Origin of the sequence: Rhodococcus sp. 15-2388-1-1a (genome assembly GCF_002259145.1) — a bacterium.
GTDB lineage: Bacteria > Actinomycetota > Actinomycetes > Mycobacteriales > Mycobacteriaceae > Rhodococcoides.
Window position 1 is genome coordinate 221,021 of record NZ_NPFP01000039.1, and the last position, 25,264, is coordinate 246,284.

General features: G+C 65.1%; 24 protein-coding genes. 12 read left to right on the forward strand and 12 right to left on the reverse strand.

What is annotated here, in order from left to right; all coding sequences use genetic code 11:
• Nucleotides 1-144 precede the first annotated feature (144 nt).
• Complete coding sequence (locus CH302_RS21305; RefSeq protein WP_230596162.1) at nucleotides 145-5,898, forward strand: amino acid adenylation domain-containing protein; 5,754 nt, start codon at nucleotides 145-147, stop codon at nucleotides 5,896-5,898.
• Nucleotides 5,899-5,970: 72 nt separating this feature from the next.
• Here CH302_RS21305 and CH302_RS21310 read toward each other — a convergent pair whose 3' ends face one another.
• The 8 genes from CH302_RS21310 to CH302_RS21345 form a co-directional block, all read right to left on the reverse strand.
• On the reverse strand, nucleotides 5,971-6,906 hold the full coding sequence (locus CH302_RS21310; RefSeq protein WP_037188336.1) for an esterase/lipase family protein: 936 nt from the start codon (nucleotides 6,904-6,906) through the stop codon (nucleotides 5,971-5,973).
• A gap of 147 nt (nucleotides 6,907-7,053) precedes the next feature.
• Nucleotides 7,054-7,935 (reverse strand): glycosyltransferase, encoded by an 882-nt coding sequence (locus CH302_RS21315; RefSeq protein WP_037188333.1) that lies wholly within the window; start codon nucleotides 7,933-7,935, stop codon nucleotides 7,054-7,056.
• 55 nt (nucleotides 7,936-7,990) lie between these two features.
• Nucleotides 7,991-8,845 carry an ABC transporter permease gene (locus CH302_RS21320; protein ID WP_052047376.1) on the reverse strand — a complete coding sequence of 285 codons (855 nt, stop codon included), beginning with the start codon at nucleotides 8,843-8,845 and terminating at the stop codon, nucleotides 7,991-7,993.
• 10 nt (nucleotides 8,846-8,855) lie between these two features.
• Nucleotides 8,856-9,713: an ABC transporter permease gene (locus CH302_RS21325; protein WP_037188330.1), complete on the reverse strand. Its 858-nt coding sequence runs from the start codon at nucleotides 9,711-9,713 to the stop codon at nucleotides 8,856-8,858.
• Nucleotides 9,710-10,681 carry a daunorubicin resistance protein DrrA family ABC transporter ATP-binding protein gene (locus tag CH302_RS21330; protein ID WP_037188328.1) on the reverse strand — a complete coding sequence of 324 codons (972 nt, stop codon included), beginning with the start codon at nucleotides 10,679-10,681 and terminating at the stop codon, nucleotides 9,710-9,712. Before CH302_RS21330 ends, CH302_RS21325 begins: the two co-directional genes overlap by 4 nt.
• Nucleotides 10,682-10,802: 121 nt before the next feature.
• A complete protein-coding gene (locus CH302_RS21335; protein WP_037189012.1) occupies nucleotides 10,803-11,756 on the reverse strand; it encodes an AurF N-oxygenase family protein in 954 nt (317 codons plus the stop codon).
• Between the two features lie 35 nt (nucleotides 11,757-11,791).
• The gene (locus tag CH302_RS21340; protein WP_037188325.1) at nucleotides 11,792-12,700 is read right to left on the reverse strand and encodes a prephenate dehydrogenase dimerization domain-containing protein; all 909 of its coding nucleotides are present in this window, start codon (nucleotides 12,698-12,700) and stop codon (nucleotides 11,792-11,794) included.
• 12 nt (nucleotides 12,701-12,712) lie between these two features.
• The gene (locus CH302_RS21345; protein WP_037188323.1) at nucleotides 12,713-13,207 is read right to left on the reverse strand and encodes a hotdog fold domain-containing protein; all 495 of its coding nucleotides are present in this window, start codon (nucleotides 13,205-13,207) and stop codon (nucleotides 12,713-12,715) included.
• A 491-nt stretch (nucleotides 13,208-13,698) separates the two neighbouring features.
• Between CH302_RS21345 and rpsJ the strand changes: the two genes are divergently transcribed.
• From rpsJ to rpsQ, 11 genes are read left to right on the forward strand one after another with little or no spacing between them, the layout of a single operon-like run.
• Nucleotides 13,699-14,004 carry a 30S ribosomal protein S10 gene (gene rpsJ / locus CH302_RS21350; RefSeq protein WP_003938093.1) on the forward strand — a complete coding sequence of 102 codons (306 nt, stop codon included), beginning with the start codon at nucleotides 13,699-13,701 and terminating at the stop codon, nucleotides 14,002-14,004.
• Between the two features lie 14 nt (nucleotides 14,005-14,018).
• Nucleotides 14,019-14,684 (forward strand): 50S ribosomal protein L3, encoded by a 666-nt coding sequence (gene rplC / locus CH302_RS21355; RefSeq protein ID WP_027496309.1) that lies wholly within the window; start codon nucleotides 14,019-14,021, stop codon nucleotides 14,682-14,684.
• Nucleotides 14,681-15,358, forward strand: a complete 678-nt coding sequence (gene rplD / locus CH302_RS21360) for a 50S ribosomal protein L4 (RefSeq protein ID WP_037188321.1) — start codon at nucleotides 14,681-14,683, stop codon at nucleotides 15,356-15,358. Before rplC ends, rplD begins: the two co-directional genes overlap by 4 nt.
• Nucleotides 15,355-15,660, forward strand: a complete 306-nt coding sequence (gene rplW / locus CH302_RS21365; RefSeq protein ID WP_027496310.1) for a 50S ribosomal protein L23 — start codon at nucleotides 15,355-15,357, stop codon at nucleotides 15,658-15,660. Before rplD ends, rplW begins: the two co-directional genes overlap by 4 nt.
• A gap of 39 nt (nucleotides 15,661-15,699) precedes the next feature.
• Entirely contained in the window at nucleotides 15,700-16,536 is an 837-nt protein-coding gene (gene rplB / locus CH302_RS21370; RefSeq protein WP_008718311.1) for a 50S ribosomal protein L2, read from the forward strand.
• 13 nt (nucleotides 16,537-16,549) lie between these two features.
• Nucleotides 16,550-16,831, forward strand: coding sequence for a 30S ribosomal protein S19 (gene rpsS / locus CH302_RS21375; RefSeq protein WP_008718309.1), 282 nt, complete (start codon nucleotides 16,550-16,552; stop codon nucleotides 16,829-16,831).
• Nucleotides 16,828-17,250 (forward strand): 50S ribosomal protein L22, encoded by a 423-nt coding sequence (gene rplV, locus CH302_RS21380; RefSeq protein ID WP_037188319.1) that lies wholly within the window; start codon nucleotides 16,828-16,830, stop codon nucleotides 17,248-17,250. The genes rpsS and rplV overlap by 4 nt, the downstream gene beginning before the upstream one ends.
• A complete protein-coding gene (gene rpsC / locus CH302_RS21385; protein ID WP_027496312.1) occupies nucleotides 17,250-18,059 on the forward strand; it encodes a 30S ribosomal protein S3 in 810 nt (269 codons plus the stop codon). Before rplV ends, rpsC begins: the two co-directional genes overlap by 1 nt.
• A gap of 3 nt (nucleotides 18,060-18,062) precedes the next feature.
• A complete protein-coding gene (gene rplP, locus CH302_RS21390) occupies nucleotides 18,063-18,479 on the forward strand; it encodes a 50S ribosomal protein L16 (protein ID WP_027496313.1) in 417 nt (138 codons plus the stop codon).
• Nucleotides 18,479-18,724: a 50S ribosomal protein L29 gene (gene rpmC, locus CH302_RS21395; RefSeq protein WP_027496314.1), complete on the forward strand. Its 246-nt coding sequence runs from the start codon at nucleotides 18,479-18,481 to the stop codon at nucleotides 18,722-18,724. Before rplP ends, rpmC begins: the two co-directional genes overlap by 1 nt.
• Nucleotides 18,721-18,999, forward strand: a complete 279-nt coding sequence (rpsQ, locus tag CH302_RS21400; protein WP_032397542.1) for a 30S ribosomal protein S17 — start codon at nucleotides 18,721-18,723, stop codon at nucleotides 18,997-18,999. The genes rpmC and rpsQ overlap by 4 nt, the downstream gene beginning before the upstream one ends.
• Nucleotides 19,000-19,063: 64 nt before the next feature.
• Here the strand turns inward: rpsQ and CH302_RS21405 are convergent, their stop codons facing one another.
• The 4 genes from CH302_RS21405 to CH302_RS21420 are packed head-to-tail and all read right to left on the reverse strand — an operon-like array spanning nucleotide 19,064 to nucleotide 25,241.
• Nucleotides 19,064-20,386: an AIM24 family protein gene (locus CH302_RS21405; RefSeq protein ID WP_037188316.1), complete on the reverse strand. Its 1,323-nt coding sequence runs from the start codon at nucleotides 20,384-20,386 to the stop codon at nucleotides 19,064-19,066.
• 27 nt (nucleotides 20,387-20,413) lie between these two features.
• The gene (locus CH302_RS21410; RefSeq protein ID WP_094650049.1) at nucleotides 20,414-23,539 is read right to left on the reverse strand and encodes an ATP-binding protein; all 3,126 of its coding nucleotides are present in this window, start codon (nucleotides 23,537-23,539) and stop codon (nucleotides 20,414-20,416) included.
• 17 nt (nucleotides 23,540-23,556) lie between these two features.
• On the reverse strand, nucleotides 23,557-24,210 hold the full coding sequence (locus CH302_RS21415) for a hypothetical protein (RefSeq protein ID WP_037188314.1): 654 nt from the start codon (nucleotides 24,208-24,210) through the stop codon (nucleotides 23,557-23,559).
• Nucleotides 24,207-25,241 (reverse strand): endonuclease domain-containing protein, encoded by a 1,035-nt coding sequence (locus CH302_RS21420; protein WP_037188312.1) that lies wholly within the window; start codon nucleotides 25,239-25,241, stop codon nucleotides 24,207-24,209. The genes CH302_RS21415 and CH302_RS21420 overlap by 4 nt, the downstream gene beginning before the upstream one ends.
• Between the last annotated feature and the right edge of the window lie 23 nt (nucleotides 25,242-25,264).

The window sequence follows — 25,264 nt, forward strand, 5'->3', positions numbered from 1 at the left end:
CAACACTGGTGAGGAGTCTTGGATCAGATGAGTTCGGATGGATCGACCGGTATACCGTCCGAGTCGGGTGGCCGAGTGGGGGGACGGCCGAGTCGCCCCCGGCCCACTCGCGCCCGGCCGACCCGAAGTCGACCCGCTCGTACGGTGTCGCTGCCGACCCTGCTCGCCGCGGCGGTGGAGAAGAATCCGGACGGCACGGCGGTGGAATTCGGTACCCGATCGCTCACCTATCGAGAGATCGACTCCCGGTCGTCCAGGCTGGCCCGGTTGCTCATCGAACGCGGGGTCGGCCCCGAGGATTTCGTGGCACTGGCACTGACCCGTTCGATCGAATCTGTCACGGCCGTGTGGGCCGTGGCGAAGACCGGTGCTGCATTCGTGCCCATCGACCCCAACTACCCGGCCGCCCGAATCACGCACATGGTGAACGACTCCGGCGTGCGAATGGGTGTCACTGCAACACAATTCGAAGAGGCGATGCCGACGTCGGTGTCGTGGATCAGCCTCGACTCGTCCGACACCGAAGGTGCACTCCAGGGGTTGTCCGACGATCCCGTCGTGGCGGACGACCGACGGGCACCGATTCGCCCGTCCACGCTCGCGTACGTCATCTACACCTCCGGCTCGACCGGTCTGCCGAAGGGCGTCGCCGTCTCCCACGCCGGGCTGGCACCGCTGACCTCCACTCAGGTCGAGATCTACGGGCTGGACTCCGATTCGCGCACACTGCATTTCGCGTCCCCCAGCTTCGATGCGTCCGTGCTGGAGCTACTGATGGCTGTGGGCGCCGGTTCGACGATGGTCATCGTCCCGCCCGGTGTATACGGCGGTTCCGATCTGGGTGACATGCTCCGCCACCACCGCGTCAGCCATGCGTTCATCACCCCGGCAGCGCTGGCCTCACTCGATCCGGCAGAGGTGCCCGACATGCGAGTGCTCGCGATCGGCGGCGAGGCCTTCACCTCGGAACTGATGTCGAAGTGGGCACCGGGCAGACGTTTCCACAACGTCTACGGCCCCACCGAAGCGTCGATGGTGTGCAACATCTCGCCACCGTTGAACGCGGGCGAAGCCGTGCTGCTCGGGCCGTCCACCAAGGACATGGGCTACCACGTGCTCGACGACCGGTTGCGGCAGGTGCCCGCCGGGGTGCCGGGGGAGCTGTATCTGACCGGTGCCGGCCTTGCGCGGGGATACCATCGACGATTCGCGCTGACCGCGGCGCGTTTCGTCGCCAATCCGTATGCGGCCGAGGGTAACTCGGATCAGAGTCGGCTGTACCGCACCGGTGACCTGGTGCGCTGGCGGGAGGTGGCGTCCGGACGGGCCATCGAATACCTGGGCCGCAACGACTTTCAGGTCCAGATCCGAGGCTTCAGAATCGAACTCGGTGAAATCGACGCCGTTCTCACAGCGCAGGACGGGGTCGATTTCGCTGTGACTCTCGGTCACCGCAGTCCCACCGGCGCAACCGTTCTCGCAGCGTACGTATTGCCGGTGGCAGGGACGGACGTCGACCTGGACCGGGTGCTGGACGAGGCCGGGCGGAGTCTGCCTGCGCACATGGTGCCTTCGGTGATCACGCGGATCGATTCGATCCCGCTGACTCCCACCGGCAAGCTGGACCGAGACGCACTGCCGGAACCGGTGTTCGAGGCCGCGGAGTTCCGGTCCCCGTCGACCACTACCGAACATGTGGTGGCCGATATCTTCGTCGAGCTGCTCGGGGTCGAACGTGTCGGCCTGGACGACGACTTCTTCGCGCTCGGGGGTAACTCCCTGATCGCCACACAGCTCGCGGCTCGATTGGGTTCGGCTCTGGGCGTCCATGTTCCGGCGCGCTCGGTGTTCGAGTCCTCCACCGTCGAGGCCTTGGCGCAGGCCGCCGATTCGGCGGACGGTCCGGTTCGAGCTGCGCTCGACACGTCGAGGCAGCGGCCCGAGCGCATCCCGCTCTCGTCCGCACAGCAGCGCATGTGGTTTCTCAACCGCCTCGACACCGACTCCGCCCTCAACAACGTGCCGGTCGCTCTGTTGCTCCGCGGAGAACTCGATGTCGACGCGTTGCAGGCCGCCGTGGGGGACGTGGTCGGTCGACACGAATCGTTGCGCACCGTGTACCCGGAGATCGACGGTGTCGGGTACCAACAGGTGCGGGACGAGGCCGAGACGCACGTCGGGATGGACGTGGTCCGCATCGCTCGTGACGACGCGCTCGCTGCGGTCACACAGTTCTTCACCCGGGGATTCGACGTCACCGTCGAGATCCCGTTTCGTGTCCGGCTGTTCCACATCACGGACCCCGCCGGTGCAGCACCGGAGTACGTGCTGGCCTTCGTTGCACACCACATCTCGGCGGACGGGCTCTCGATGGCCCCGCTGTCCCGCGACGTCATGACGGCGTACCTCGCGCGGCACGGCGGATCGGCACCGCAGTGGGCACCGCTGCCGGTCCAGTACATCGACTACACACTCTGGCAACTCGACATGCTCGGCTCCGAATCGGATCCGAAGTCGTTGGCACGCAAGCAGATCGACTATTGGCGTCGCACGCTCGACGGCCTCCCCGAGCAGTTGGATCTGCCCTCCGACCGGCCGCGCCCGCGGGTCGCATCGGGACAGGGGGCGGTGACGGCGTTCGAGATCGATGCTGCACTGCACGCCCGTGTACTCGAGTGTGCACGCGAGCACGACGCCACCGCGTTCATGGTGGTGCATGCAGCGTTGGCGGTGCTGCTGGCCACGTTGTCCGGGACGTCCGACATCGCCGTGGGAGCACCGGTGGGTGGCCGCGGCGACGCACGGTTGGACGACCTGGTTGGCATGTTCGTCAACACGGTGGTCCTGCGAACGCAGATCGCTCGAGATGCCTCGTTCGGTGCGGTACTCGCTGCCGTACGTACCTCCGACCTGGAGGCTTTCGACAATGTGGACGTACCCTTCGAGCGTCTTGTCGAGGTACTCGATCCGGTGCGATCGCAAGGGCGGCACCCGCTGGTCCAGGTGGCGCTGTTCTTCCAGAACTTCTCCCAGGGATCGTTCGAGCTCCCCGATCTCGGCGTCGAGGCATTCGGGTCCGGGGCGGCGTCGGCGAAGTTCGATCTCCAGGTGACGCTCACCGAACTCGGAGACGGCGCAGGTCTGGCCGGCGAGCTCATGTACGCGACGGATCTGTTCGACGAGGCGACGGTGGCGTCGTTCGGGCGGCGGTTGGTGGCTGTACTCGAGGCGGTGACCGCTCGCCCGGATGTCGTGGTCGGTGATATCGACGTTCTCGATCCGGCTGAGCGTGAACAACTCTCGTCGCGGGGGAACGGCAGCACAGTGGCTGTCGATTCGGGCGAGGTGTTGTTGGATGGTTTCGACCGCACGGTGGTCGATTCGCCGGATGCGGTGGCATTGGTGTTCGGTGAACAATCGTTGACGTATCGGCAGTTCTCGGACCGGGTGGATGCGACTGCGTCGTTGTTGCAGGAACGTGGTGCCGGGCCGGGTGTGTTGGTGGGGTTGGCGATGCGGCGGTCGGTCGAGCTGGTGGTCGGCATGTATGCCGTGCTTCGATCCGGTGCGGCCTATGTGCCGGTGGATCCGGATCAGCCGGCCGAGCGCAACGACTACATTCTCGATACGGCGTCGCCGGTTGTCGTGTTGTCGACGGCACGGGACGAATTCGTCACGGGGACAGCGATTCCGGTTGTCGACATCACCCATCTGCCTGAGCCGTCCGGGTCGGTGGTGTTTCCGCGCGCCTCCGGGGACGACCTGGCGTACGTGCTGTTCACGTCCGGGTCGACCGGTCGTCCGAAGGGCGTGGCGATCGAACACCGGGCCATCGTCAACCAGATGTTGTGGATGGCGCAGGAATACGGTCTCGATCCGTCGGATGTGTACCTGCAGAAGACGGCGACGACGTTCGACGTCTCGCTGTGGGGTTTCTTCCTGCCCCTGCGTACCGGAGGTCGGTTGATCGTTGCGGCCCCGGGTGCGCAACGTGACGTCGAGGCGGTCGCCGCCGATATCTCGCGGCACGGTGTGACTGTGACGGACTTCGTGCCGTCGATGCTGACGGTCTTCGTCGAAGCGGTGTCGGCGCAGTCGATCTCGTCGTTGCGACATGTTTTCGTCATCGGTGAGGCGTTGCCCGCGGGTACCGTCGATGCCTGGCGGGCCGTGTCGGATGCGCGGGTGCACAACTTGTACGGTCCCACCGAGGCGGCGGTGAGTGTCACCTATCGCGATGTCTCCGAGGACGGGGCGTTGTCCGGATCGGGGGCCGGTTCGGTCTCCATCGGTGTGTCGGAGTGGAACACGTCGGTGTACGTGCTGGATTCGCGGTTGCATCCGGTACCGGCGGGCGTGCCGGGGGAGTTGTACTTGGCGGGTGTGCAGTTGGCGCGGGGTTACGTTGCGCGGCCCGACTTGTCGGCGGAGCGGTTCGTGGCGAACCCGTTCGGCGATGCGGGGGCGCGGATGTATCGAACTGGTGACCTGGTGCGGTGGTCGATGGATTCCGATCGGCTCGAGTACATCGGTCGCACCGATTTTCAGGTGAAGTTCCGTGGGCAGCGAATCGAGTTGGGAGAGATCGAGACTGCGTTGACGGCGCGGTCGTCGGTGAGTCAGGCTGTCGTCGTGGTGTCGCACTCGGCGGTCGGTGAGTCGTTGGCGGCGTACCTGGTTCCCACTCCCGGCACCGACATAGATGTCGAGGCGGTGCGGTCGGAGGCGGTGTCTGCGCTGCCGTCGTACATGGTTCCGTCGGCCTTCGTCGTGCTCGACGCTCTACCTCTCAACGCTGCAGGAAAGTTGGATCGTCGTGCGCTGCCTGCTCCGGAGTTCGAGACCCGAGAGTTCAGGGCCCCGCAGACACCGGTGGAGGAAGCTGTTGCCGGCGTGTTCGCGGACGTTCTGGGAGTCGAACGTGTGGGACTCGATGACGACTTCTTCTCGCTCGGCGGCAACTCTCTGCTGGCTGTCAAGTTGGTCTCCGCGCTGAAGGGGGCCCTCGGTGGTCGGTCTGTTCCTCTGAACTGGTTGTTCGTGGACGCGTCCGTCGCCTCGCTTGCGGCGCGAATCACTGCTGCCACGGCATCGGGAGTCGGCGGAGCGGAAGCAAGCGGGCTCGAGGTCCTCATACCTCTACGGGTAGGTGGTTCTTCGGCCCCGCTGTTCTGTGTCCACCCCATCGTGGGTCTGTCCTGGGCCTTCGGCGCTCTGGCACCGCACATCGGCGACGACCGCCCGATCTACGGATTGCAGTCACCCGCGCTGTCCGGTGCAGAACCTGTGCCGCAGTCGATAGAGCAGTGGGCTGCCGTATTCGTGGACAAGATTCGCGCCGTGCAACCGTCGGGCCCGTATCACCTGCTGGGGTGGTCCATGGGCGGACTGATCGCGCATGCGATGGCCGTGCAACTGCAACGTGAGGGCCACGAGGTCTCGACGCTGGCCATGATGGACTCGTTCGTTGCGGGTGGATCGGACCACCTCGTCGACAGGCCGGTGTCGGTGGACGAAATTCTCGGCGGGCTGGGTATCGGTACGGACGATCACCCCGAGATCGGTGAACTCACGGTCGACTCCGTGGCCGAACTGTTGAAGTCGATGCCCGCACCCTTCGACTCGATTTCCCACGAACGGGTCTCCGGGATACTCGACGGCATCGCACGATCGGCAGAGCTCATCGAAACTTATGTGCCGCAGACCTTCACGGGTCGGGCGCTGCTGTTCGCATCGGTCACCGACGATCCCACGGGCAACGTGGCGGCGGCGACGTGGCACGGTGCGCTGAGCGAGGGCGTGACGGTCGTTCCGGTCCATGCGACGCACTGGCAGATGGCGTCGTCGCCGGCATCGACCGAGATCGGGCCCGTGCTGGACGCGGAATTGCGCCGGTAGGCCGTTCGGCAACGACGAAGGCCTCACGACACCGTGTCGTGAGGCCTTCGTCGTTGCGTGTAGGAGAAACGCTCAGCAGGGTGCAGGCGTGGTGGTTGCGTAGTCGGGATCGAGTGCAGTCTTCACCATGTACAGGGGAGCGGGATCGGCAACGAGACCGACGTGGGACGTCGTCGCCGCGGGGCACACGTCCTGAACCCAGACGTTGTGCACCATCGCCGGGTCGCCGGACTTGAGGAAGGTGTTCGCGGGCGGCGTCGAGACGGTGTCGTTGCGCGTGGCGATGACGGTGTACTCCACCCCGGGTTCGACGTCTCCGCCCTCGTTCAAGCTCGTAAGCGTCGTCGAACCGACGAGTTGCTGGGCACCCGCCATGTTGTATGTCAGGGGGGTGAGTGCGTCGCCGGGCAGACCGAGCGACGTGAGCAATTCGGAGAGTTGCTGCAGACCACCGAAGGTCGTGCCGTGATTGGTGGCACCGAGGGTGACCAGCGTGTGCACCTTGTTGCGGGCTGGGTCCTGCGCATCGGTGCCGCCATCGAACTTCATGTACTGCCGAGTGGCGGTGCCGCCCTGCGAATGGCCGACCATGTCGACTTGCTCGGCACCGGTTGCCGCGAGTACTTCGTCGACGAAACGGCCGATCTGTCGGCCTGACTCAGCGATGTCGCCGGAGCCCCAGATGGTCGTGCCCGGGTCGAGGAGGAGCGAGACGCCGCCGTAGTTGGGGGCGAAGACGCAGTAGCCCTCGCTCTTCAACTGCGGTGCCAGGATCTTCCACGTGGACGCATCCATCTTGGTTCCGTGGACGAGCACAACCGGACGGGGATGGGCCGCGCTGGGAACGCAGCCGAAGTCGTTGGCACCCTCGAGCGTAGGCGTGGCGGACACCGAGGTGCCGGTGGGCGACGGTGCAGCGACCGCTGTGCCCGTCCCGGTGAAGGACAGGGCACCGGCCATCGCGACAGCAATCGCTGTGGGCAGTACTCTCGTGAACTTCTTCGGCATGGCCTCAATCTCGTCTGGGGCGTGGATCCGCCGCTGTTCGCAAGCATCTGCGTCACCGACCGTAACAGCCGGACACGCGTACGTAACAGGCGTGCTGGTCAAGGGTGCCCGCCACGCAGGCCGGTCGGCGAGCGCGTGTGGTGCACATCACCAACCGATGGCTCCGTACCTGATCCCTGCGCGAAGCTCGCCGACTCGGATCACGAACGCGCGGAGCCAGTGGCCCCGTGACATCCCGGTCAGCGACGTCGGCAACAAGGGATTGCGCAGCAGCAGCGCCATCCACCAGGACGCGACGCGGCGCACTTTCAGTGCCGGGCACCCCTGTGGCCGGTAGATTCCGCGAAGCTTGGCGAAGCCGAACCCCAGACGAAAGGACTGACGCAACATGGGTCGCAGCTCGGCGCGAAGTCGATACGCGACGACCGGCTCGTCACTGAATCCCAGGGTGTATCCCGCGAGTTGCGCGCGCCAGCTGAACTCCACATCCTGGCTCGCCCTGAAGCGATTGTCCATGCCGCCGAGATCGCGGTACACCGACGCCCAGCAGGCCATACTCGCGCCGATCGCGAACGGCAGGAAATCGGTGCGGCCCTGCTTCTCCGGCTCCGTCGTGGGCGTCCACGACAACGCCCGGGCGCTGTTCAGCGTGACGGTTTCGACTGCAGTGCCGACAACATCGAACGACGACGCCTTCTGCACGAGCGTGGTGAGCCACGACGTGTGCACGACATCGTCCGAGTCGCAGAACGCCAACAGATCGCCAGAGGCGCTCTCGGCACCGCGATTGCGTGCGTGCGCCGCACCGACCTGCTGCGACGCGTCCACGCAGGTCAACTGCAGTCGATCCCGCAGGGGATGCGAAGCGACGTGATCGCTGACTCGTCCGTCGCCGGCGTTGTCCGAAATCAGCACGTCGAACGGACAGTCGACATCTTGCTCCGCCAACGCCTGCAACTGTGCGTCGAGTAGGGGATCCAGCGAGCCCACAGGAATGATCACCGAGATCGACGGATGTGCGGTGTGCATATGGTTCACGACGTCACCTCCGTTCCGGGCCGTGGGTCGACCGGAGCCACTTCGATCAGCCGTCCGACGATGCCTTCTTGTATCCGCGAATTGCCGGGATCAGAAACACCGCGGCCATTCCGAGCGACCACGCAAGAGTCTGCAACACCGGTGTCAGGACCGGACCACCCATTGCCAGGTTTCGCATCGCATCGACCGCCACCGACATCGGCTGCGCCGCGACGACCGGTTGAAGCCATGGTGGGTAGGCCAGCACGGGTACGAAGCCGGCGTTGAAGAACATCAGAAGCGTGGCGAAGATCGACACGACTTCGACCAGGGGTGCGTCGCCCGCGACGGTGGCCAGGAATGTCACCATGACCGCGAACCCGATACCGAACACGATCGGCACCAGAATCAACAAGATGCCGGCCGGAATTCCCTGGGTGAATCGGAACCCCATCGCGACACCGGCGCAGGTGATGACGATGGTGGTGACGAGCACTCGAACTGCTTCGGCGATCATCCTGCCCAGCAGACCGGCGGCACGATGCGTCGGTGTCGTCCAGAACCGGGACAACAGACCAGACTTACGTTCGCCCTTGAGGCCGACCGCACTGACGATCGATCCGAACATCGCTCCGACGAGAGCGATCATCGGCACCTGGCCGTAGATCGCCGGCGCTCCGGTGGCCGCGGAGATCGAGTTTCCGAGCACGACACGGAACATGACCAGCATCAAGGCGGGGTACAGCAACGCCTGAATCATCGTCGACGGATCGCGCATCCATCGCATCAACAGTCGCTTGGCCTGGATCAGACTGTGGGTCCAGAGGGCACGGACAGACCTTTCGCCCAGGACCATGTTGGGTTCGGGGAAGGTCAAGCTGGACACGCGGGTCGTGTTCACCGACGCTTCGGACATCGTCATGTCGGACTCTTCACTCTGGCCTGGAGCTCGCCCAGATGGCGAGCGGTACGAAGAACAGGATCAAGCCGGTCACCCACGCGAGCGACGGCCACAACACCTGGAAGGTGACTCCGCCTTCGGCCATATCGCGCATTGCGAAGGAGAACTGCGAGATCGGCTGGTTGCGTACGAACGGTCGGATGAGTTCCGGGAAACCACTTTCCGGAACGAACCCGCACGACGCCATACCGAGAATGAGCTGGGGGAGGGTCAATACCTGGCTGGTTGCTTCGGGACTCTTCGACAGAGTGCCGATCGCATCGGCCCCGATCGACAACGTGGTGCTGATCAGCATGGCGAGTGCGCAGAACAGCAGGGCCTGACCGAACCCTGCCGTGAAGCGAAAGCCGATGACATAACCGAAACCGAGGGCGGATACGAGCGAGACCAACGAGCGGACGACACCGCTCGAGATTCGTGCCACGAGGGGCACACCCCGCACGACGGGCATGGTCTTCAACCGCGAGTTGAGGCCGCTCATCGCCTCGGCCGAGGCGCGCTGTGCCGCCGAGATCGCGGTGAACGCCATGGCCTGCAACACGATGATCGGCATCAGGAACTGGGCGTAGTCGATGCCCTGCAAACCCATGACGAACTTGAGAGGGAGGTAGAAGCCGACGGTGAAGATGAGCGGGGCGATGACCGCGACCAACAACTCACCCTTGGTCAACATCGTCCACAGTGCACGCCCGGTGAGTGCCTGCCACTGCACGAATCCCGACGGTTTCGTCCTCGACCGCCGCTTCGGCTGCCGCGCCGTCGAACCGACATCGGTCCGTTGCACGGTCCTGGCCTGCGAATCGGCTACGCCTCGCGTCGTGGCCGTCATGGCGTGGTGCTCGTCTGCGAGTGCCCGGTGAGAGTGAGGAACACGTCGTCGAGCGACGGACGGCGGAGCGCGATGTCGGCGAGCACGATTCCCACCGCATCGATGCGGCGCAGAATCTCCGACAGAGTGGCTGCGCCGTCGGGTGCGGGAACGGAGAGCCGGTCCGAGGCAGCAGTGATCTCGGCGTGGACCGCAGCGGGGACCATGTCGCCCAGGGCCTCGGCGGCTGCACGGAGCTGGCCGGGATCGAGTGGAACGACCTCGCAGTAACTGCCGCCGGTCATGGCCTTGAGATGGTCCGAGGTGCCCTCTGCGATGACCGTGCCCTTGTCGATGACGATGATGTTGTCGCTCAGAACGTCTGCTTCTTCGAGATACTGCGTCGTCAACAGCACGGTGATGCCCTGCGCCTTGAGTGCTTCGACCAACGACCAGACGCCCTGCCTGCTGCGTGGGTCGAGTCCGGTTGTCGGCTCGTCCAGGAACACGACCTCCGGTCGCACGACGAGGCCGCAGGCGATGTCGATGCGGCGGCGCATACCGCCCGAGTAGCCACGCACGGGGCGCTTGCCGGTGTCGGAGAGGTCGAACTCGTCGAGCAGCGCCTTGGCTCGGGCCTTCGCGGCCTTCTTGTCCAGACCCATCAGACGACCGAAGAGCTCGATGTTCTCGCGGCCGGACAGGGTGTCGTCGAGGGCCGCGTACTGCCCGGTCATCATGATCGAGCGACGTACTGCCGGCGCGTCGGCCGCGACATCGTGACCCGCGACGAACGCTCTGCCACTGTCGGGTGCGATCAGGGTGGAGAGCACTTTCACGGTCGTCGTCTTGCCTGCGCCGTTCGGGCCGAGGATGCCCAGTACGGTTCCCCGCTCTGCGGAGAAGCTGATGCCGCGCAACGCCTGCACATCGCCGAAGGACTTGTGTACGTCCTCCACGTGTACGGCTGCGTGTTGTGCTGACGACATCGAATCTCCGAGCTGTCGGGGGGAGTGGTGGGACCGGACCCCGTGGAGTCGAGGGCCACTACTTGATAGCGAAATTCGCCGTGGATGTTACTTGTGGGTCGTCGCTGCGGGACCTTCGCAGTCAGTCCCAGTCGATATCGATACTGTTCTCGACGTCGAGTTTTCGGCACAGAGACCGCAACCCGCTGTAGTCCTGAACCAATGCGCGTCGGCTCTTGTCCTGCTCGACGTCGGCGAGCATCGCGTCGCCGCCGCGGACGCCCTCGAGTTCGAGAATGCGTGCCCAGGTGGAGAAATCGCTGCTCGAGAACGCGTCCATACCGTCGACCAGGCCGTCCAGGAACTTCTGCCGGTCGCCGGTAGCGAGTCGGTCGAAGACGATCGCAGCCATGTCGTCGGCGATCGATGCATGGCAGTACTCGTCGCGGTTGTGCAGTTTGACGGTTGCCCGGTTGATGGGCTGAATCACGTCGTCGTCCTCGATCAGGTCCAGGTACGAGGTGATGGAGATCTCCGCAACCGTCATGAACGCGAGCGAGCTGATCGCGGCAGACCAGGGGTCGTCACTGGTCGCCTGCGCCGCCCGCTGCCGGCGCACGGTGGAGCTGAACGGCAGTGAGCGTTCCGACAGAGCCCAGCCGCGTCCGCGCCTGGTGGCTGCGCTCGCGTTGAGGTGCATCAGGGTGTGGTACTGCTCGTCCACCATGGCCTGGGTCACCGCCACCGCGAGGGTGTCACCCATTCCGGTCTCGAAGACGTCTTGCGCCAACAGGGCGAAACCGGGATGAACGACATGCTGCTCGACGTCCATCACGTTCTTGTTGAACGCGATCCAGCCCCACGCCCGAAGTCGATCCTGCTGCTCGGGAGTGGCACCGGTGAAGGTGTCGTGCTCACCGAAGGGGATCAGAGCGTCGGGGAAATCCTGCTTGGACGCGTCGAACAGGTCGTCCAGCTCGGGTTCGGGCTTCTTGACCGTCGCGCGTTGCGACCAGTTCTTCGCCAACCGTGCGACGACTGCGCTCTCGACGACATCGTCGGAGTCGAATTCCGGCAACGACGGTTGCTCCAACATCGCGTGCCTCTGCTTCCGCACTCGTCCTACCGCGGCTATCGGCGATCACCGCTACCTCGAACGATACCGAACATCTCCGCACACAGAGCTCGATAGCGATCTCCGTTCCCGCCCAGAGCGGCCTCGGCCTGCACCAACAGGCGAGCGAAGTCGGCCTCGGAACCGGAATCGACGGTCTCGCTCACCGTCTGCGTGGCTCGGCGCAGCGCAGCCCTGGCATCGGCGGCGTGCGGATTGCCTGCCTGGACGTCCCAGTAGACCTCGGGCTCACCGCCGGTGATCCGAGCCAGCACCGCGAGCATCGTTGCGTTCGGGGGAGGCGCAACGGCGTCGATGTCGACGAACGGAAGGTCCAGTTCGGCCAGAGCCAGGCCGAACGCCAGCACACTGGCGTGCGTGAGCGCCTGCGTCGCCGCGGCGAGGCGATCGTGGCGTGCTGCGTCGAGCAGGACCACTCGACCGCCCCACCGCGCGATGCTCTCCAGGAAGGCATCCACCGGCGGACCTGGTCGGTGCACGACGGCGGCGACGGGGCGTCCGGTCATTCCGAGCGACGGGGCGAACATGGGATTGATTCCCACCGCGGCTCCGATCGGACGTGCGTCCTGCACACGGTCGGAGAAGCCGGACTTCACCGACAGAGTTTCCACCAGCAGCGCGTCGGGGTGCACCGCGGACAGGTCGGCCCGCAGTGCCACGGATTCGGGCACCGCCAGAATCACGGTGGCAGCCTTTTCCAGCACCGATTCGACCCGGCCGTCGGGGGCGGTGACATCGCCGGCGATCACCGCCGAACTACCGGGTACCGAGCCGCCGTGCACGTCCACGATGGTCACCGGCACGCCGTCCGCGATCAGGAGGCCGACCATCAAGCGGCCGACCGCTCCCGAGCCTCCGACCACGATCACGGAGTCGTCGGGCTTCGACCGTGTCCTCGAATTCATCGTTCGAGTATGTCAACGCGATGCGGCGGAGACCCAGATCGTGATGTCCGCGTGCACGACCTCGATGCCCGCGGTGTCTCGGATCGCCACGGGCACGACGATGTCGATGCCGTCGGTGATGGTCCCGAAGTCGGGGACCTCGTCCAGTTCGGCGACCGCGCGCAGTGATGTGGTGGCCTTCGTCAGGTACTGCACGGTCATGGATTTTGGAATCCACCGGTGCGAGGTGGGGACGGTCGCCTCGGCGAGCATGCCCATGGCGACCTCGGCGAGATTGCAGGCGGCGATGGCGTGGAACGTGCCCAGGTGGTTACGAATGCCGAACCACTTGGGTGCAGTCACCTCGCAGCGTCCCGGCTCGAGCGCGACGACACGGGGCAGTACGGATGCGAAGTACGGAACCCGCAGGCACATGCCGACGGAGAAGAGAGTGGAGCCGATAGTGTTGTTCGGTAGCTTCGACCAGGCGCGATAGGTCGCGCCGGTAGTGTTCTCGACGGTGGTCATGGCGCTACCTTACTGCTCGGTAAGGTAACGCGGCGGCAATCGATCGGGCCCGAGTTGATCTGGTGCCCGGTCTGCGGCATACTGGTCGGGTTGCCTGGACACGGGACGTGCATGCGTGCGGCCTGAAACAGGTGAGTCGGCCGAAAAGCCGACTGAGCAAGAACATGAGACCAGCGCTCCACGTGAGCGCGTCCGGAACACCAGCTCGATCGGTGCGGATTTCGTTCGATTCGGATGGTTGAGGCGAAAGTTTCAGCGCAGAAGAATGAGCGGAATCGCGACACGCCCGACCGCGTGGACCGGAGAACCATGACAGATGAAGAGCGGCAACGGAATCAGGTCACGCCTGGTCGTCAACGTTTTTCACTGTCGTGTGTGCACGAAGGCAGTTCGAGTCGGTGGGTTTCCCACGGCTCGGGGACTGTGCAGACGAGGTGGAGCAGGCCGAACGGCCCGTTCTACGACCAAGCGGCAAGAAAAGGACACTAAGCGTGGCGGGACAAAAGATCCGCATCAGGCTCAAGGCCTACGACCATGAGGCGATCGACGCGTCAGCGCGCAAGATCGTCGAAACGGTCACCCGTACGGGTGCCCGCGTCGTCGGACCGGTGCCGTTGCCGACAGAAAAGAACGTGTACTGCGTCATCCGTTCGCCGCACAAGTACAAGGACTCGCGCGAACACTTCGAGATGCGTACTCACAAGCGGCTCATTGACATCCTCGACCCGACACCGAAGACGGTGGACGCGCTCATGCGCATCGACCTCCCGGCCAGTGTCGACGTCAACATCCAGTGAGCGCGGAGACAACGATGACTGATAACAAGAACCGGCCTGCAACAGGAATTCTGGGCACCAAGCTCGGAATGACCCAGGTCTTCGACGAGAACAACCGCGTCGTTCCGGTGACCGTGATCAAGGCAGGCCCCAACGTGGTCACCCAGATCCGCACCCAGGAACGTGACGGCTACAGCGCCGTCCAGGTCGCATTCGGTGCGATCGACCCGCGCAAGGTGAACAAGCCCACCACCGGCCAGTTCGAGAAGGCAGGTGTCACGCCGCGTCGCCACATCGTGGAGATTCGCGTAGCCGACGCCTCGCAGTTCGAGGTCGGCCAGGAGCTCACCGCTGCAGTGTTCGAGGACGGCGCATACGTCGACGTCACCGGCACCAGCAAGGGCAAGGGCTTCGCCGGAACCATGAAGCGTCACGGCTTCAAGGGTCAGGGCGCGAGCCACGGCGCACAGGCCGTGCACCGTCGCCCCGGATCCATCGGTGGCTGCGCAACACCCGGTCGCGTCTTCAAGGGAATGCGCATGTCCGGACGTATGGGTGGCGACCGCGTCACGACGCAGAACCTCTCGGTCCACAAGGTGGACAGCGAGAACGGTCTTCTGCTGATCAAGGGAGCGATCCCGGGCCGTCGCGGCAACGTCGTGATCGTCAAGTCTGCATTGAAGGGTGGTGCACGGGCATGACCAGCCTCGAGAAGAACATCGAGACCAAGCTGACGCTCGATGTCAAGGAAGCCGGCGGCAAGACCAACGGCACCGTCGATCTCCCCGCGGAGATCTTCGACGCTCCGGCGAACATCGCGCTGCTGCACCAGGTCGTCATCGCACAGCTGGCAGCTGCTCGTCAGGGAACCCACTCCACGAAGACTCGTGGCGAGGTTCGCGGCGGTGGCAAGAAGCCGTACCGGCAGAAGGGCACCGGCCGCGCCCGTCAGGGCTCGACCCGCGCTCCTCAGTTCGTCGGCGGTGGCACGGTCCACGGACCGCAGCCGCGCGACTACAGCCAGCGGACCCCCAAGAAGATGAAGGCCGCCGCATTGCGCGGAGCCCTCTCCGATCGGGCCCGCAGCGAGCGTCTGCACGTCATCACCGAACTGGTTGCCGGACAGGTTCCGTCCACCAAGGGTGCGAAGACGTTCCTCGCCGAGATCTCGGACCGCAAGAAGGTCCTGCTCGTCGTCGGCCGCGAGGACATCGCAGCCTGGAAGAGCGTTCAGAACCTGGACGGCGTGCACCCCATTGCACCCGACCAGCTCAACACCTACGACGTGCTCAACGCCGATGATGTCGTTTTCAGCGTGGAAGCGCTGAACACCTTCATCGCTGGGCCTGCAAAGAACGAGGAGGCAAGCAAGTGACCACGATCGCCGATCCCCGCGACATCTTGCTGGCACCGGTCATCTCCGAGAAGTCCTACGGACTGATCGAAGAGGGCACCTACACGTTCCTGGTGCACCCGGACTCGAACAAGACGCAGATCAAGATTGCCGTCGAGAAGATCTTCGACGTCACCGTGACCAGCGTCAACACGATGAACCGTCAGGGCAAGCGTAAGCGGACCCGGTTCGGTTACGGCAAGCGCAAGGACACCAAGCGCGCGCTCGTAACGCTCTCCGCCGACAGCAAGCCCATCGAGATCTTCGGAGGTCCGGTCGCGTAAGCGACTGGGACTCTTCGGATATAGAGGACGAGAAGACTCATGGCAATCCGTAAATACAAGCCGACAACCCCGGGCCGTCGTGGCTCCAGCGTTTCCGATTTCGCTGAGATCACGCGTTCGACCCCCGAGAAGTCGCTGATCCGCCCGCTGCACGGTCGCGGTGGACGTAACGCACACGGTCGTATCACCACCCGGCACAAGGGTGGCGGTCACAAGCGTGCGTACCGTCTCATCGATTTCCGTCGTAACGACAAGGACGGCGTGCCGGCCAAGGTCGCTCACATCGAGTACGACCCCAACCGCACCGCGAACATCGCACTGCTGCACTTCGCAGACGGCGAGAAGCGCTACATCGTCGCACCCAAGGGCATCGCCCAGGGCTCGCCGATCGAGCAGGGTGCCAACGCCGACATCAAGCCCGGCAACAACCTGCCCCTGCGCAACATCCCGACGGGTACGACCATCCACGCGGTCGAACTCCGTCCGGGTGGTGGCGCGAAGATGGCCCGCTCCGCCGGAGCGAGCATTCAGCTCCTCGGTAAGGAAGGCCCCTACGCCACGCTGCGTATGCCGTCCGGTGAAATCCGTCGCGTCGACGTGCGCTGCCGCGCAACCGTCGGCGAGGTCGGCAACGCCGAGCAGTCGAACATCAACTGGGGCAAGGCTGGCCGCATGCGCTGGAAGGGCAAGCGCCCGACAGTTCGTGGTGTCGTGATGAACCCGGTCGACCACCCGCACGGTGGCGGCGAGGGCAAGACCTCCGGTGGACGCCACCCGGTCAGCCCCTGGGGACAGCCGGAAGGCCGTACCCGCAAGAACAAGGCGAGCGACAAGCTGATTGTCCGTCGTCGTCGTACCGGCAAGAACAAGCGCTAGGAGGGAGTTCAGAATGCCACGCAGCCTGAAGAAAGGCCCGTTCGTAGACGATCACCTCCTCGCGAAGGTTGACGTCCAGAACGACAAGGGAACCAAGCAGGTCATCAAGACCTGGTCCCGTCGATCGACAATTTTGCCCGACTTCATCGGTCACACTTTCGCCGTCCACGACGGTCGCAAGCACGTACCGGTGTTCGTGTCCGACTCCATGGTCGGCCACAAGCTCGGGGAATTCGCACCGACCCGCACGTTCAAGGGTCACATCAAGGACGACCGGAAGGCGAAGAGGCGATGACCAACTTCACCCCCACCGCCAATCCGACTGCCAAGGCCGTAGCGAAGCACGTTCGCGTCACGCCGATGAAGGCACGTCGCGTCGTGGATCTGGTTCGCGGGCGCTCCGTCGAGGACGCGCTCAACATCCTCAAGTTCGCGCCGCAGGCAGCGAGCGAGCCGGTCGCCAAGGTGATCGCCTCCGCAGCGGCCAACGCCGAGAACAACCTGGATCTCGATCCCAGCACGCTGATCGTCGCCACTGCATTCGTCGACGAGGGTGCAACCCTCAAGCGATTCCAGCCGCGCGCTCAGGGCCGGGCATTCCGGATCCGCAAGCGCACCAGCCACATCACGGTGATCGTCGAAAGCCTGCCCAAGACCGGCGGAACGTCTCGCAACCGTCGTAAGGGCCAGGCGTCCAAGGAAGGGGCTCAGTAGTGGGTCAGAAAATCAACCCGCACGGCTTCCGCTTGGGTATCACCACTGACTGGAAGTCGCGCTGGTACGCAGACAAGCAGTACTCGGAGTACGTCAAGGAAGACGTCGAGATCCGCAAGCTTCTTGCCACCGGCATGGAGCGCGCAGGAATCGCGAAGGTCGAGATCGAACGCACCCGTGACCGTGTTCGCGTGGACATCCACACGGCACGTCCGGGCATCGTCATCGGTCGTCGTGGCGCCGAGGCCGACCGCATCCGCGGAGCTCTCGAGAAGCTGACCGGCAAGCAGGTTCAGCTCAACATCCTCGAGGTCAAGAACGCCGAGTCCGAGGCTCAGCTCGTGGCCCAGGGTGTTGCCGAGCAGCTCAGCAACCGCGTCGCATTCCGTCGCGCGATGCGTAAGGCCATCCAGTCGGCCATGCGTCAGCCGAACGTCAAGGGCATTCGTGTTCAGTGCTCCGGCCGTCTCGGTGGTGCCGAAATGTCTCGCTCGGAGTTCTACCGCGAGGGACGCGTTCCCCTGCACACGCTCCGTGCCGACATCGACTACGGGCTGTACGAGGCCAAGACCACCTTCGGCCGCATCGGCGTGAAGGTCTGGATCTACAAGGGCGACATCGTCGGTGGACGGCGTGAACTCGCTGCCGCTGCGGCTCCGGCCGCCGGTGCAGACCGTCCCCGTCGTGAGCGTCCCACTCGTCCGCGTCGCAGCGGTGCCTCGGGCACCACGGCGACCAGCACCGAGGCCGGCCGCGCGGCATCCGCAACCGAGGCTCCGGCCTCGACCGAACCCACTCAGGAGGGCTGACGCATGTTGATCCCCCGCCGGGTCAAGCACCGCAAGCAGCACCACCCGAAGCGTTCGGGTGCCGCCAAGGGCGGAACTCAGGTGACATTCGGTGACTACGGCATCCAGGCTCTCGAGCCCGCCTACATCACCAACCGTCAGATCGAGTCCGCTCGTATCGCGATCACTCGCCACATCAAGCGTGGCGGCAAGGTCTGGATCAACATCTTCCCGGACCGCCCGCTCACCAAGAAGCCTGCCGAGACCCGCATGGGTTCCGGTAAGGGTTCGCCCGAGTGGTGGATCGCCAACGTCAAGCCGGGTCGCGTGCTCTTCGAGCTGTCGTACCCCGACGAGACCATCGCGCGTGAGGCACTGACTCGCGCCATCCACAAGCTGCCCATCAAGGCACGCATCATCACCAGGGAGGAGCAGTTCTGATGGCTACCGGAACCCCAGCCGCAGAGCTCCGCGAGCTCACCGGTGAAGAGCTGGTCACCAAGCTGCGTGAGTCGAAGGAAGAGCTGTTCAACCTTCGTTTCCAGATGGCTACCGGCCAGCTGGACAACAACCGTCGACTGCGCACCGTCCGTCACGAGATCGCGCGCATCTACACCGTCCTGCGCGAGCGTGAGCTCGGCTTGGCATCTGGTCCTTCCGAGGACACTGCAGGTGACGCGGCATGAGCGAGGAAAAGACTGTGACTGAAGAGCGCAACAACCGTAAGGTTCGGATCGGCTACGTCGTATCCGACAAGATGGAGAAGACGATCGTGGTCGAGCTCGAGGACAGGGTCAAGCACCCCCTCTACAGCAAGATCATCCGTCGCACCACCAAGGTCAAGGCACATGACGAGAAGGGCGACGCCGGCGTAGGCGATCGCGTTCAGCTCATGGAGACCCGCCCGCTGTCCGCCACGAAGCACTGGCGACTGGTCGAGGTTCTCGAAAAGGCCAAGTAGTACCTGCACCACAAATGCCCGCTCCCTTCCTGGGAGCGGGCATTTTGTGTTTCGGCCGCGCGGCCTATCTGCCCAGCAAGCCGCCGAGCGCCCCGCCGACACCTGCCTGTTCACCGCTACCGCTGCCGCCGACCAGTCCGCCCGGCGGTTGCTCCGACGGCTGAACCACGACGAATCCCTGACCCGCGAACTCGAGGGTGAATCTTTCTCCTGTGGTGCGCCCGATGAGTGTGCCGAGGCCGAACGAATCGTTCTTCTTGACTCTCGTCTGCAAGGAAGACGACCATGCGACCGCAGCCTGCGGATCGGCGAAGGTGGGCTGGTCGACGTTCAGCACCACCGGAATCCCGTCGGTCGTGATGGCGATCCGACCGCGCCCGGAGAAGACACAGTTGAAGAAGCCCGCGTTACCGCCCGCTGCAGCTCCCTGTACACGTTTGATGTCGTAACTCAGTGAACTCTCGAAGGCGAGAACGTTGGCACCGTTGATGGTCAACCCGTCGGTACCGTCCAGATCGATGAGGTGCACGTCCTGTGCGGCATTGGCGAGGAAGAGGTCGCCCTGACCCGTGACTTTCATCAGAGGGACACCCTCGCCCGAGAGCGCCTGCTTGAGCGCCCGGCCGATGCCACCGGAGCCCTTGGCCTCGAACTGCAGATTGCCCTGATACGCGACCATCGAACCGGCCCGGGCCATCACGTCGCCGTTCATCCCGATGCGGCACATCTTGCTGCCCTGCTTCTGAATACCCGAACCGGGAACCTCGGCGTGGGCGGGCGTGAACAGTTCGCTTCTCATGGCCAGAACTCCTGGATGGACGGGTGAATGCACGGGTGGCGAGGTGGTGGTCGGTGATGGCTCGTGCGGGGTGTCGGGCGTCGGCTCGTCGTGCTCGACACTGATACCGAACGCCGTGGCCAACCCCGCGAGTCCATCGGCGTATCCCTGGCCGACGGCGCGGATCTTCCACTGCTCGCCGCGCCGGTAGAACTCGAGACACACCAGCGCGCTCTCGTCTCCGAGCGCATCGGCGGTGAATCCGATCAGCGCGGTGCCCGACGCATCGGACACCGTCACCGCCGTCGGGCCTGCAGCGGCGAACGTCGCGGGTCCGGTTCCGTCGAGGGACGCCGCCACGGCGACGGTATCGACGCCGGCCGGGACGGCGGTGGCGTCGAACATCAGTTGGTGCCCGGTCGGTACGCGGCGGTACTCGACGCCGGGGGCGGTGGGCTGGTTGTAGAACACCAGGTCCGCGTCAGAACGCACCCGGCCGTCCGGCCCCAGCAGCAGCGCGGAGACGTCGACCGAGGTCGACGCCGCGAGCGTCACCGTCAGGGGGCCGGCCGGAGCGGGGCAGTTCTCCCCGCGAGCGAGGGTCTTCATCGAACCCAGTGTGCCACTGTCACGGCGTCAGGACTGCCGAGCCAACTCGATGACTTCTTCTTCGGTCGGCGGGCTCTTCGGGTGGTAGGACAGGCACAGGGGAGTGGCCGTGCGTCGGAATTCCGCGCCCTCCACCGCCGCGTAGAACTGGCCGGCGGGCAGGCGTCCGACGTCGGGAACCGAGCCACCTTTCACCCGCGCCATCTCTTTGGCTGCCTCGACCTGCGATGGGCTGTTGAGCAGGCCGTAGAACTGAGTGGACGCATTGCCCGCGATGCGGTTGTGCAGGCCCTTCGGGGATTGCGTGGCGAACACCAGGCCCAGTCCGTACTTGCGTGCCTGTGACGCCAGGGCCAGGGTGCTGTGGGTGGCCGCGGTGCTCCGGTCGGACGGCGCGAAGTTCTGCGCCTCGTCCATGACGAACAGTCCACCGAGGGGCCGGTCGCCGGCGGGGTTCTTCTTGATCCAGGCGAACAGCCCCATCTGGAGTTGGTTGACGAAGCTCTGCTTCTGCTCGTCGGTGGTCAGGCCCGCGAGGTTGATCACCGATACCCGGGCTTTCTTACCCTCGGCCGGAGTCAGCAGAACAGCAGGATCGACCGGCGTGCCCGCGCCGGCGAACATCGGATCGTTCGCGGCGGCGGCCTTGAGGTTCTCGGCCAGACCGGCAGCGATGCGGACCGCGTCGCGCATCTCGCTCGCGTCCTCGGGGAACTCTTCCAACAGGTCGATGAAGTCGGACAGATCCCCGCCCTGCGGACGACGACCGAACTGATCGAGGGCCGACTTCAGTACTGCTCGACCATGTTTGGCCTTCTGCGACGTGCCGAGTACACCTGCGGCCGGTTCGAGCGAGGCCAAGGCGGACTCGACCGAGGCCTCGAACTCGTCCGCGTCACCCACGACACTGGCGAAGTCGGGAAGGGGCTGGAAGCTGAGCGGACGACCGGCGGACTTGCGCGGCGTCCACACCACGACGTCGGTGTCGCGCAGGTACGCCGTTGCCTTGGCCTCGTCACCCGGTGGCCAGGTCCTCTCGTCCTCGGGCCATGCGGTGCCGAGCCGAGCGAGGTCGTTGTTGACGTCCAGCACGATCGCCGAAACACCCTGCAGGGCGCACTCTTCCACCAATCGGCGGATCAGAACCGTCTTGCCCGAGCCGGACCCCGCGAAGATCGCCGTGTGCTTGCGCAGCGCTTCGAGTGGAATGGCGACGTCCGCGCCGGTGCTCAGTTCGGCACCGACCACGATGGACGGTCGCCGCGCCGCGGCGGGCTGCGCGGCAACGCTCGGAATCTCGGGTTCGATGAGGGCGGTGTCGTCGTCGACGACACTCACAGCGGGAAGAACAGCCCCGAAGAGTTCGACATCGTGTGCCGGCTTACGTGCAAGCAGCCAGGACGTGAGCGCGGGGGAGTTCTCGGCCAACAGGATCGACAACGCCGCCAGCGCCCTGCGGTCCTCGTCGCCGAAGGGCACCACGATGCCTCCGGCGCGGCGCAAGGCCGCGATCGTCTGCTCGGTCTTCGCGCCGTTCGGCCACGGCTCGTTTCTGATCAGGATCAACCGTCGCCTCGGCATGTCGATGCGTAGGCCCGCCGTTGTCACTGCTCGCTCGACTCGTGCCAGCGCGGCGCGGGCGTTGCCGGACGTGACCGCGCGGAAGCACCAGTGCTCCTCGTCGTCGGTATCGGTGTCGACTGTGTGGCGCAGGCGGGCGTGCAGCGCGGGCTTGCCGCTCGGCGGTGGGTCCTGGGCCAGGCTGTCGTCGGACGACTGATGCTCGTGAATCCACGCGGTCAATCCCGCCGACAGTAGTGCCGGAACGATCGAGTCCTCGCTGTCGGGTCGCAGTGGAACCGAGACGTCGACCTGCTCGCGCAGTTGCTTGTAGCGATCGTCGAGGATGTCGAGTTCGTCGACCCGTGCCTGGGGTAGGTCCGGCGCATCGGTCGGACCCGACCTGTCGGTGAAGCTCTCCAACTCCGACGCGACGCCGGTGTCGAGGCAGTGCCTGATGTGCCGGTCGACGGCGATGAGAAGCTGGCGCGGAGTGAAGTCCGGAGCCTGCTCGAACGCGTCGGGCGCGACCGGCCACGTGGGGTGAGGAGGGACGAACCCGGCTTCGAGGAAGCATGCTGCCAGACGTCGTCCGAGAAGCAGGCGTCCGATGTCCGACGAGGGAATCGGCTTGAGCGACTGAGTGACTCGGAAACGGTCACGCATCGGCGCGACTCCGCGCGCGGCGATCAGTTCCCAGGCGCTCGACAGCGCGGAGAGCACCGAGGCTGTGCGAGGGAGGGTCTCGCGCAGCGACATCAAACCGTGCGCGAGCTGTTCGACGACCTTGTCTTCCTGCGCGTCGGCGAACTCCTGATCCGATCCGGTACGAGACTGCGCCACGAGCGTGTCGATCTGGTCGATCGCGAGAATCGTCGGACCGGTGATGGCGAGCAGGCGCGAGATGTTCTCGGCGATGCCCTGATGGCCGAGCTCGGCCCGGCGAATGCCCCAGGCCGAGAACTCGTCGGGATCGACGTCGTCGATCGACTGCAGGTACGCGTCACCGAGATCCTGAACGGCCGAGTCGGGGGCGATGGACAGCACGAGCGCGCGCAACGTGTGCTGCGACGTCCGTCGATGGCGGGGGTGGACCTTGTAGACCGCAGTGACGAAGTCGTTCAACGTGTCCGCGTCGATCATGTTCTCGCCCATGATCTTTGCGCGCTGATCGTCGGGGATCTCGCCGATCTCGCACAGGCGTCGGAGGAGTAGTGCGAGCTGGCTGTCCGATCCGCGGCCGGACGGACGCATCAGGTCGTCGAGCATCCCCATCAGCGTCGAGCGCCAGAATCCAGCGGCGTCGAGCAACCTGATCAGGAAGAAGTAGCCGCCCTTGAGCTGCACTTCTTCTCGTACCTGGCCGAGCAGGTGCGTCTTGCCCGAACCGGCCGGGCCGCGCACGACGACGCCCAGCGGACTGGCGTCGTCGGAGGCGTCCGCGTCGTCGTAGGCATTCATCACCTCGAGGAACACACGTTCGTGCATTCCCGGCACGTGCACGTTCGACTGCGAACGCCACACGTCGTCGGGTGTCGGTGCCCAGCTCAACCGCACCGATTCGAGAGCTCGGATCTGCTCGTTGTCCGTCATCGTCGACTCAACGCCCATCATGGTTCGATCGAGAGAAGGTGGTTCTGCTGGTTACCGACGACGACGGCCGCAGCGCGCTCTTCGTCGGTCAGAGTCTTCTGATTCTCTTCGGGAATCAACGCCACGTCCGCAGCGCGGCGCAGGCGCGCCAGTGCGTCGTCCAGATCGGTTCTGGGTATGTCCCGCAACTCGTTTCGCAGCCTGGAGAGTCGGACAGTGCTGCCGGGTTCGCGCGCGAGCCGTGCGTAGGCCGCGCGAATCGAGGCTTCGATGTCGACGGTCTCGTCGGACTTCTCGGATGTGTCGGCGGGTGCGGGCGCGTCCTCGCGGGGCGAGAACACATCCGCCGGACGGCTGTCGGTGCGATCGAGCCATCGACGCAGCCCGGCCAATACGGTGAACATCGCCTTGCCTGCGCCGGTCGATCGAGCCGGAGGTTCACCGCCGATGAGGTCGCCGCAGGTGCGCCACCCCTTGTCGGTGAGTTCGAGTGTCATCGGGCGCACAGATGAATTCACTTCGATCAGACCGGCGTTCTTCAGCTTGTCGCGGGACGGCTTCGCGAGCTCGGGGCCCATCGCTCTGAGTTCGGAATTCTTGACCGGACTTGCCTCGGCCATCAGGACGAGCAGCACAGCCGCTTCGGTCCCGTTCAGGTCTTCGGTACTCATCGAGGATCCCCCTTCGATCGTCTTCTCGATACTGCCTCGCGGATGGTAGCGACTGCACGTTGCGGATCGTCGATCACCTGAGCGTTGGTGAAGCGCAGCACCATGTAGCCGTGTGTCTGCAGCTCGTTGTCACGGACGCGGTCCTCGGCGAAACGTTCGGGTGCGCGGTGTTCGCTGCCGTCGATTTCCACGACGATCTTCTCGGTGCGCCACAGTACGTCGACGGTGAACGGTCTGCTGAGCTCGCCGAGCCGAATCGAGCGATTGTGCTCCCTTCCGGTGGCCCACTCGTGCACGTCCAGCGCTCGGTACAAGCGCTTCTCCGGATCACTGGCCGGGTGCGGATGTCCGGCGATCGGTGGATAGCTCAGTGGGCGAAAGCGATCGAGAACCGTGCTGACGCCGGTGGGCACTGCGGGTGCACGCACCGACACCGACGGGAACCGATCCATGCCCGACGCTCCGTCTCCGATGACCCACACCGCCATCTCGGCGTGCGTGCACAACCATTCCGCTGCTGCGGCGACGACTCCGGCGTCCGTTCCGAAGGGCACGACCGACACGAGGGCAGCAGTGCTTCGCTGCTGAGCGGAGGCGAGTACTCGAGCCGACCCTGCGGCTCTGGTCTCGACGGTGAATGCGGTTCGACGCGGCGACCGCCCCGCGACTGCGGCGTCGGCGAGGGCCCCGACGTACGGACCGAAGTGCGCTGTGCCGCCGGCGAACCGTACGGCAGCGACGCGTGCAGCGCGCCGATCCAACGTCGACGAGCCTTCGTGGTGGTCGAATTCCGTGAGCAACAGCGGAACCGAGTCGACTGCCGCCTTCTCGAGTTCTGCGACCACCACGTCGACGAGATCGACGGCACGGTTCGCCGTCGCGGGATCGACCGCGAAGAACACGATCGAGGGCGCGTCCGACGGCAGAGGGTTCACGGACTCGGCGAGTTCCCGCTCGGTGGCACCGTGCAGTCGGACGACCCGATCCAGTGGCAGACTCGACCACCAACCGTTGTCGCCCGTCGACGTCATCGCCGCGCCCCGCTGATCCGAAG

What these genes read in the sequence shown, in the direction of transcription:
- rplV (WP_037188319.1), top strand. Translation starts at nt 16,828, where the DNA reads ATGACCAACTTCACCCCCACCGCCAATCCGACTGCCAAGGCCGTAGCG.
- rplD (WP_037188321.1), top strand. Translation starts at nt 14,681, where the DNA reads ATGACCAGCCTCGAGAAGAACATCGAGACCAAGCTGACGCTCGATGTC.
- CH302_RS21325 (WP_037188330.1), bottom strand. Translation starts at nt 9,713, where the DNA reads ATGACGGCCACGACGCGAGGCGTAGCCGATTCGCAGGCCAGGACCGTG.
- CH302_RS21315 (WP_037188333.1), bottom strand. Translation starts at nt 7,935, where the DNA reads ATGCACACCGCACATCCGTCGATCTCGGTGATCATTCCTGTGGGCTCG.
- CH302_RS21415 (WP_037188314.1), bottom strand. Translation starts at nt 24,210, where the DNA reads ATGAGTACCGAAGACCTGAACGGGACCGAAGCGGCTGTGCTGCTCGTC.
- rplC (WP_027496309.1), top strand. Translation starts at nt 14,019, where the DNA reads ATGACTGATAACAAGAACCGGCCTGCAACAGGAATTCTGGGCACCAAG.
- rpsQ (WP_032397542.1), top strand. Translation starts at nt 18,721, where the DNA reads ATGAGCGAGGAAAAGACTGTGACTGAAGAGCGCAACAACCGTAAGGTT.
- CH302_RS21335 (WP_037189012.1), bottom strand. Translation starts at nt 11,756, where the DNA reads ATGTTGGAGCAACCGTCGTTGCCGGAATTCGACTCCGACGATGTCGTC.
- CH302_RS21345 (WP_037188323.1), bottom strand. Translation starts at nt 13,207, where the DNA reads ATGACCACCGTCGAGAACACTACCGGCGCGACCTATCGCGCCTGGTCG.
- CH302_RS21420 (WP_037188312.1), bottom strand. Translation starts at nt 25,241, where the DNA reads ATGACGTCGACGGGCGACAACGGTTGGTGGTCGAGTCTGCCACTGGAT.
- CH302_RS21340 (WP_037188325.1), bottom strand. Translation starts at nt 12,700, where the DNA reads ATGAATTCGAGGACACGGTCGAAGCCCGACGACTCCGTGATCGTGGTC.
- rplP (WP_027496313.1), top strand. Translation starts at nt 18,063, where the DNA reads ATGTTGATCCCCCGCCGGGTCAAGCACCGCAAGCAGCACCACCCGAAG.
- CH302_RS21310 (WP_037188336.1), bottom strand. Translation starts at nt 6,906, where the DNA reads ATGCCGAAGAAGTTCACGAGAGTACTGCCCACAGCGATTGCTGTCGCG.
- rpsS (WP_008718309.1), top strand. Translation starts at nt 16,550, where the DNA reads ATGCCACGCAGCCTGAAGAAAGGCCCGTTCGTAGACGATCACCTCCTC.
- CH302_RS21410 (WP_094650049.1), bottom strand. Translation starts at nt 23,539, where the DNA reads ATGACGGACAACGAGCAGATCCGAGCTCTCGAATCGGTGCGGTTGAGC.
- rplB (WP_008718311.1), top strand. Translation starts at nt 15,700, where the DNA reads ATGGCAATCCGTAAATACAAGCCGACAACCCCGGGCCGTCGTGGCTCC.
- CH302_RS21330 (WP_037188328.1), bottom strand. Translation starts at nt 10,681, where the DNA reads ATGTCGTCAGCACAACACGCAGCCGTACACGTGGAGGACGTACACAAG.
- CH302_RS21405 (WP_037188316.1), bottom strand. Translation starts at nt 20,386, where the DNA reads ATGAAGACCCTCGCTCGCGGGGAGAACTGCCCCGCTCCGGCCGGCCCC.
- rpmC (WP_027496314.1), top strand. Translation starts at nt 18,479, where the DNA reads ATGGCTACCGGAACCCCAGCCGCAGAGCTCCGCGAGCTCACCGGTGAA.
- CH302_RS21320 (WP_052047376.1), bottom strand. Translation starts at nt 8,845, where the DNA reads ATGACGATGTCCGAAGCGTCGGTGAACACGACCCGCGTGTCCAGCTTG.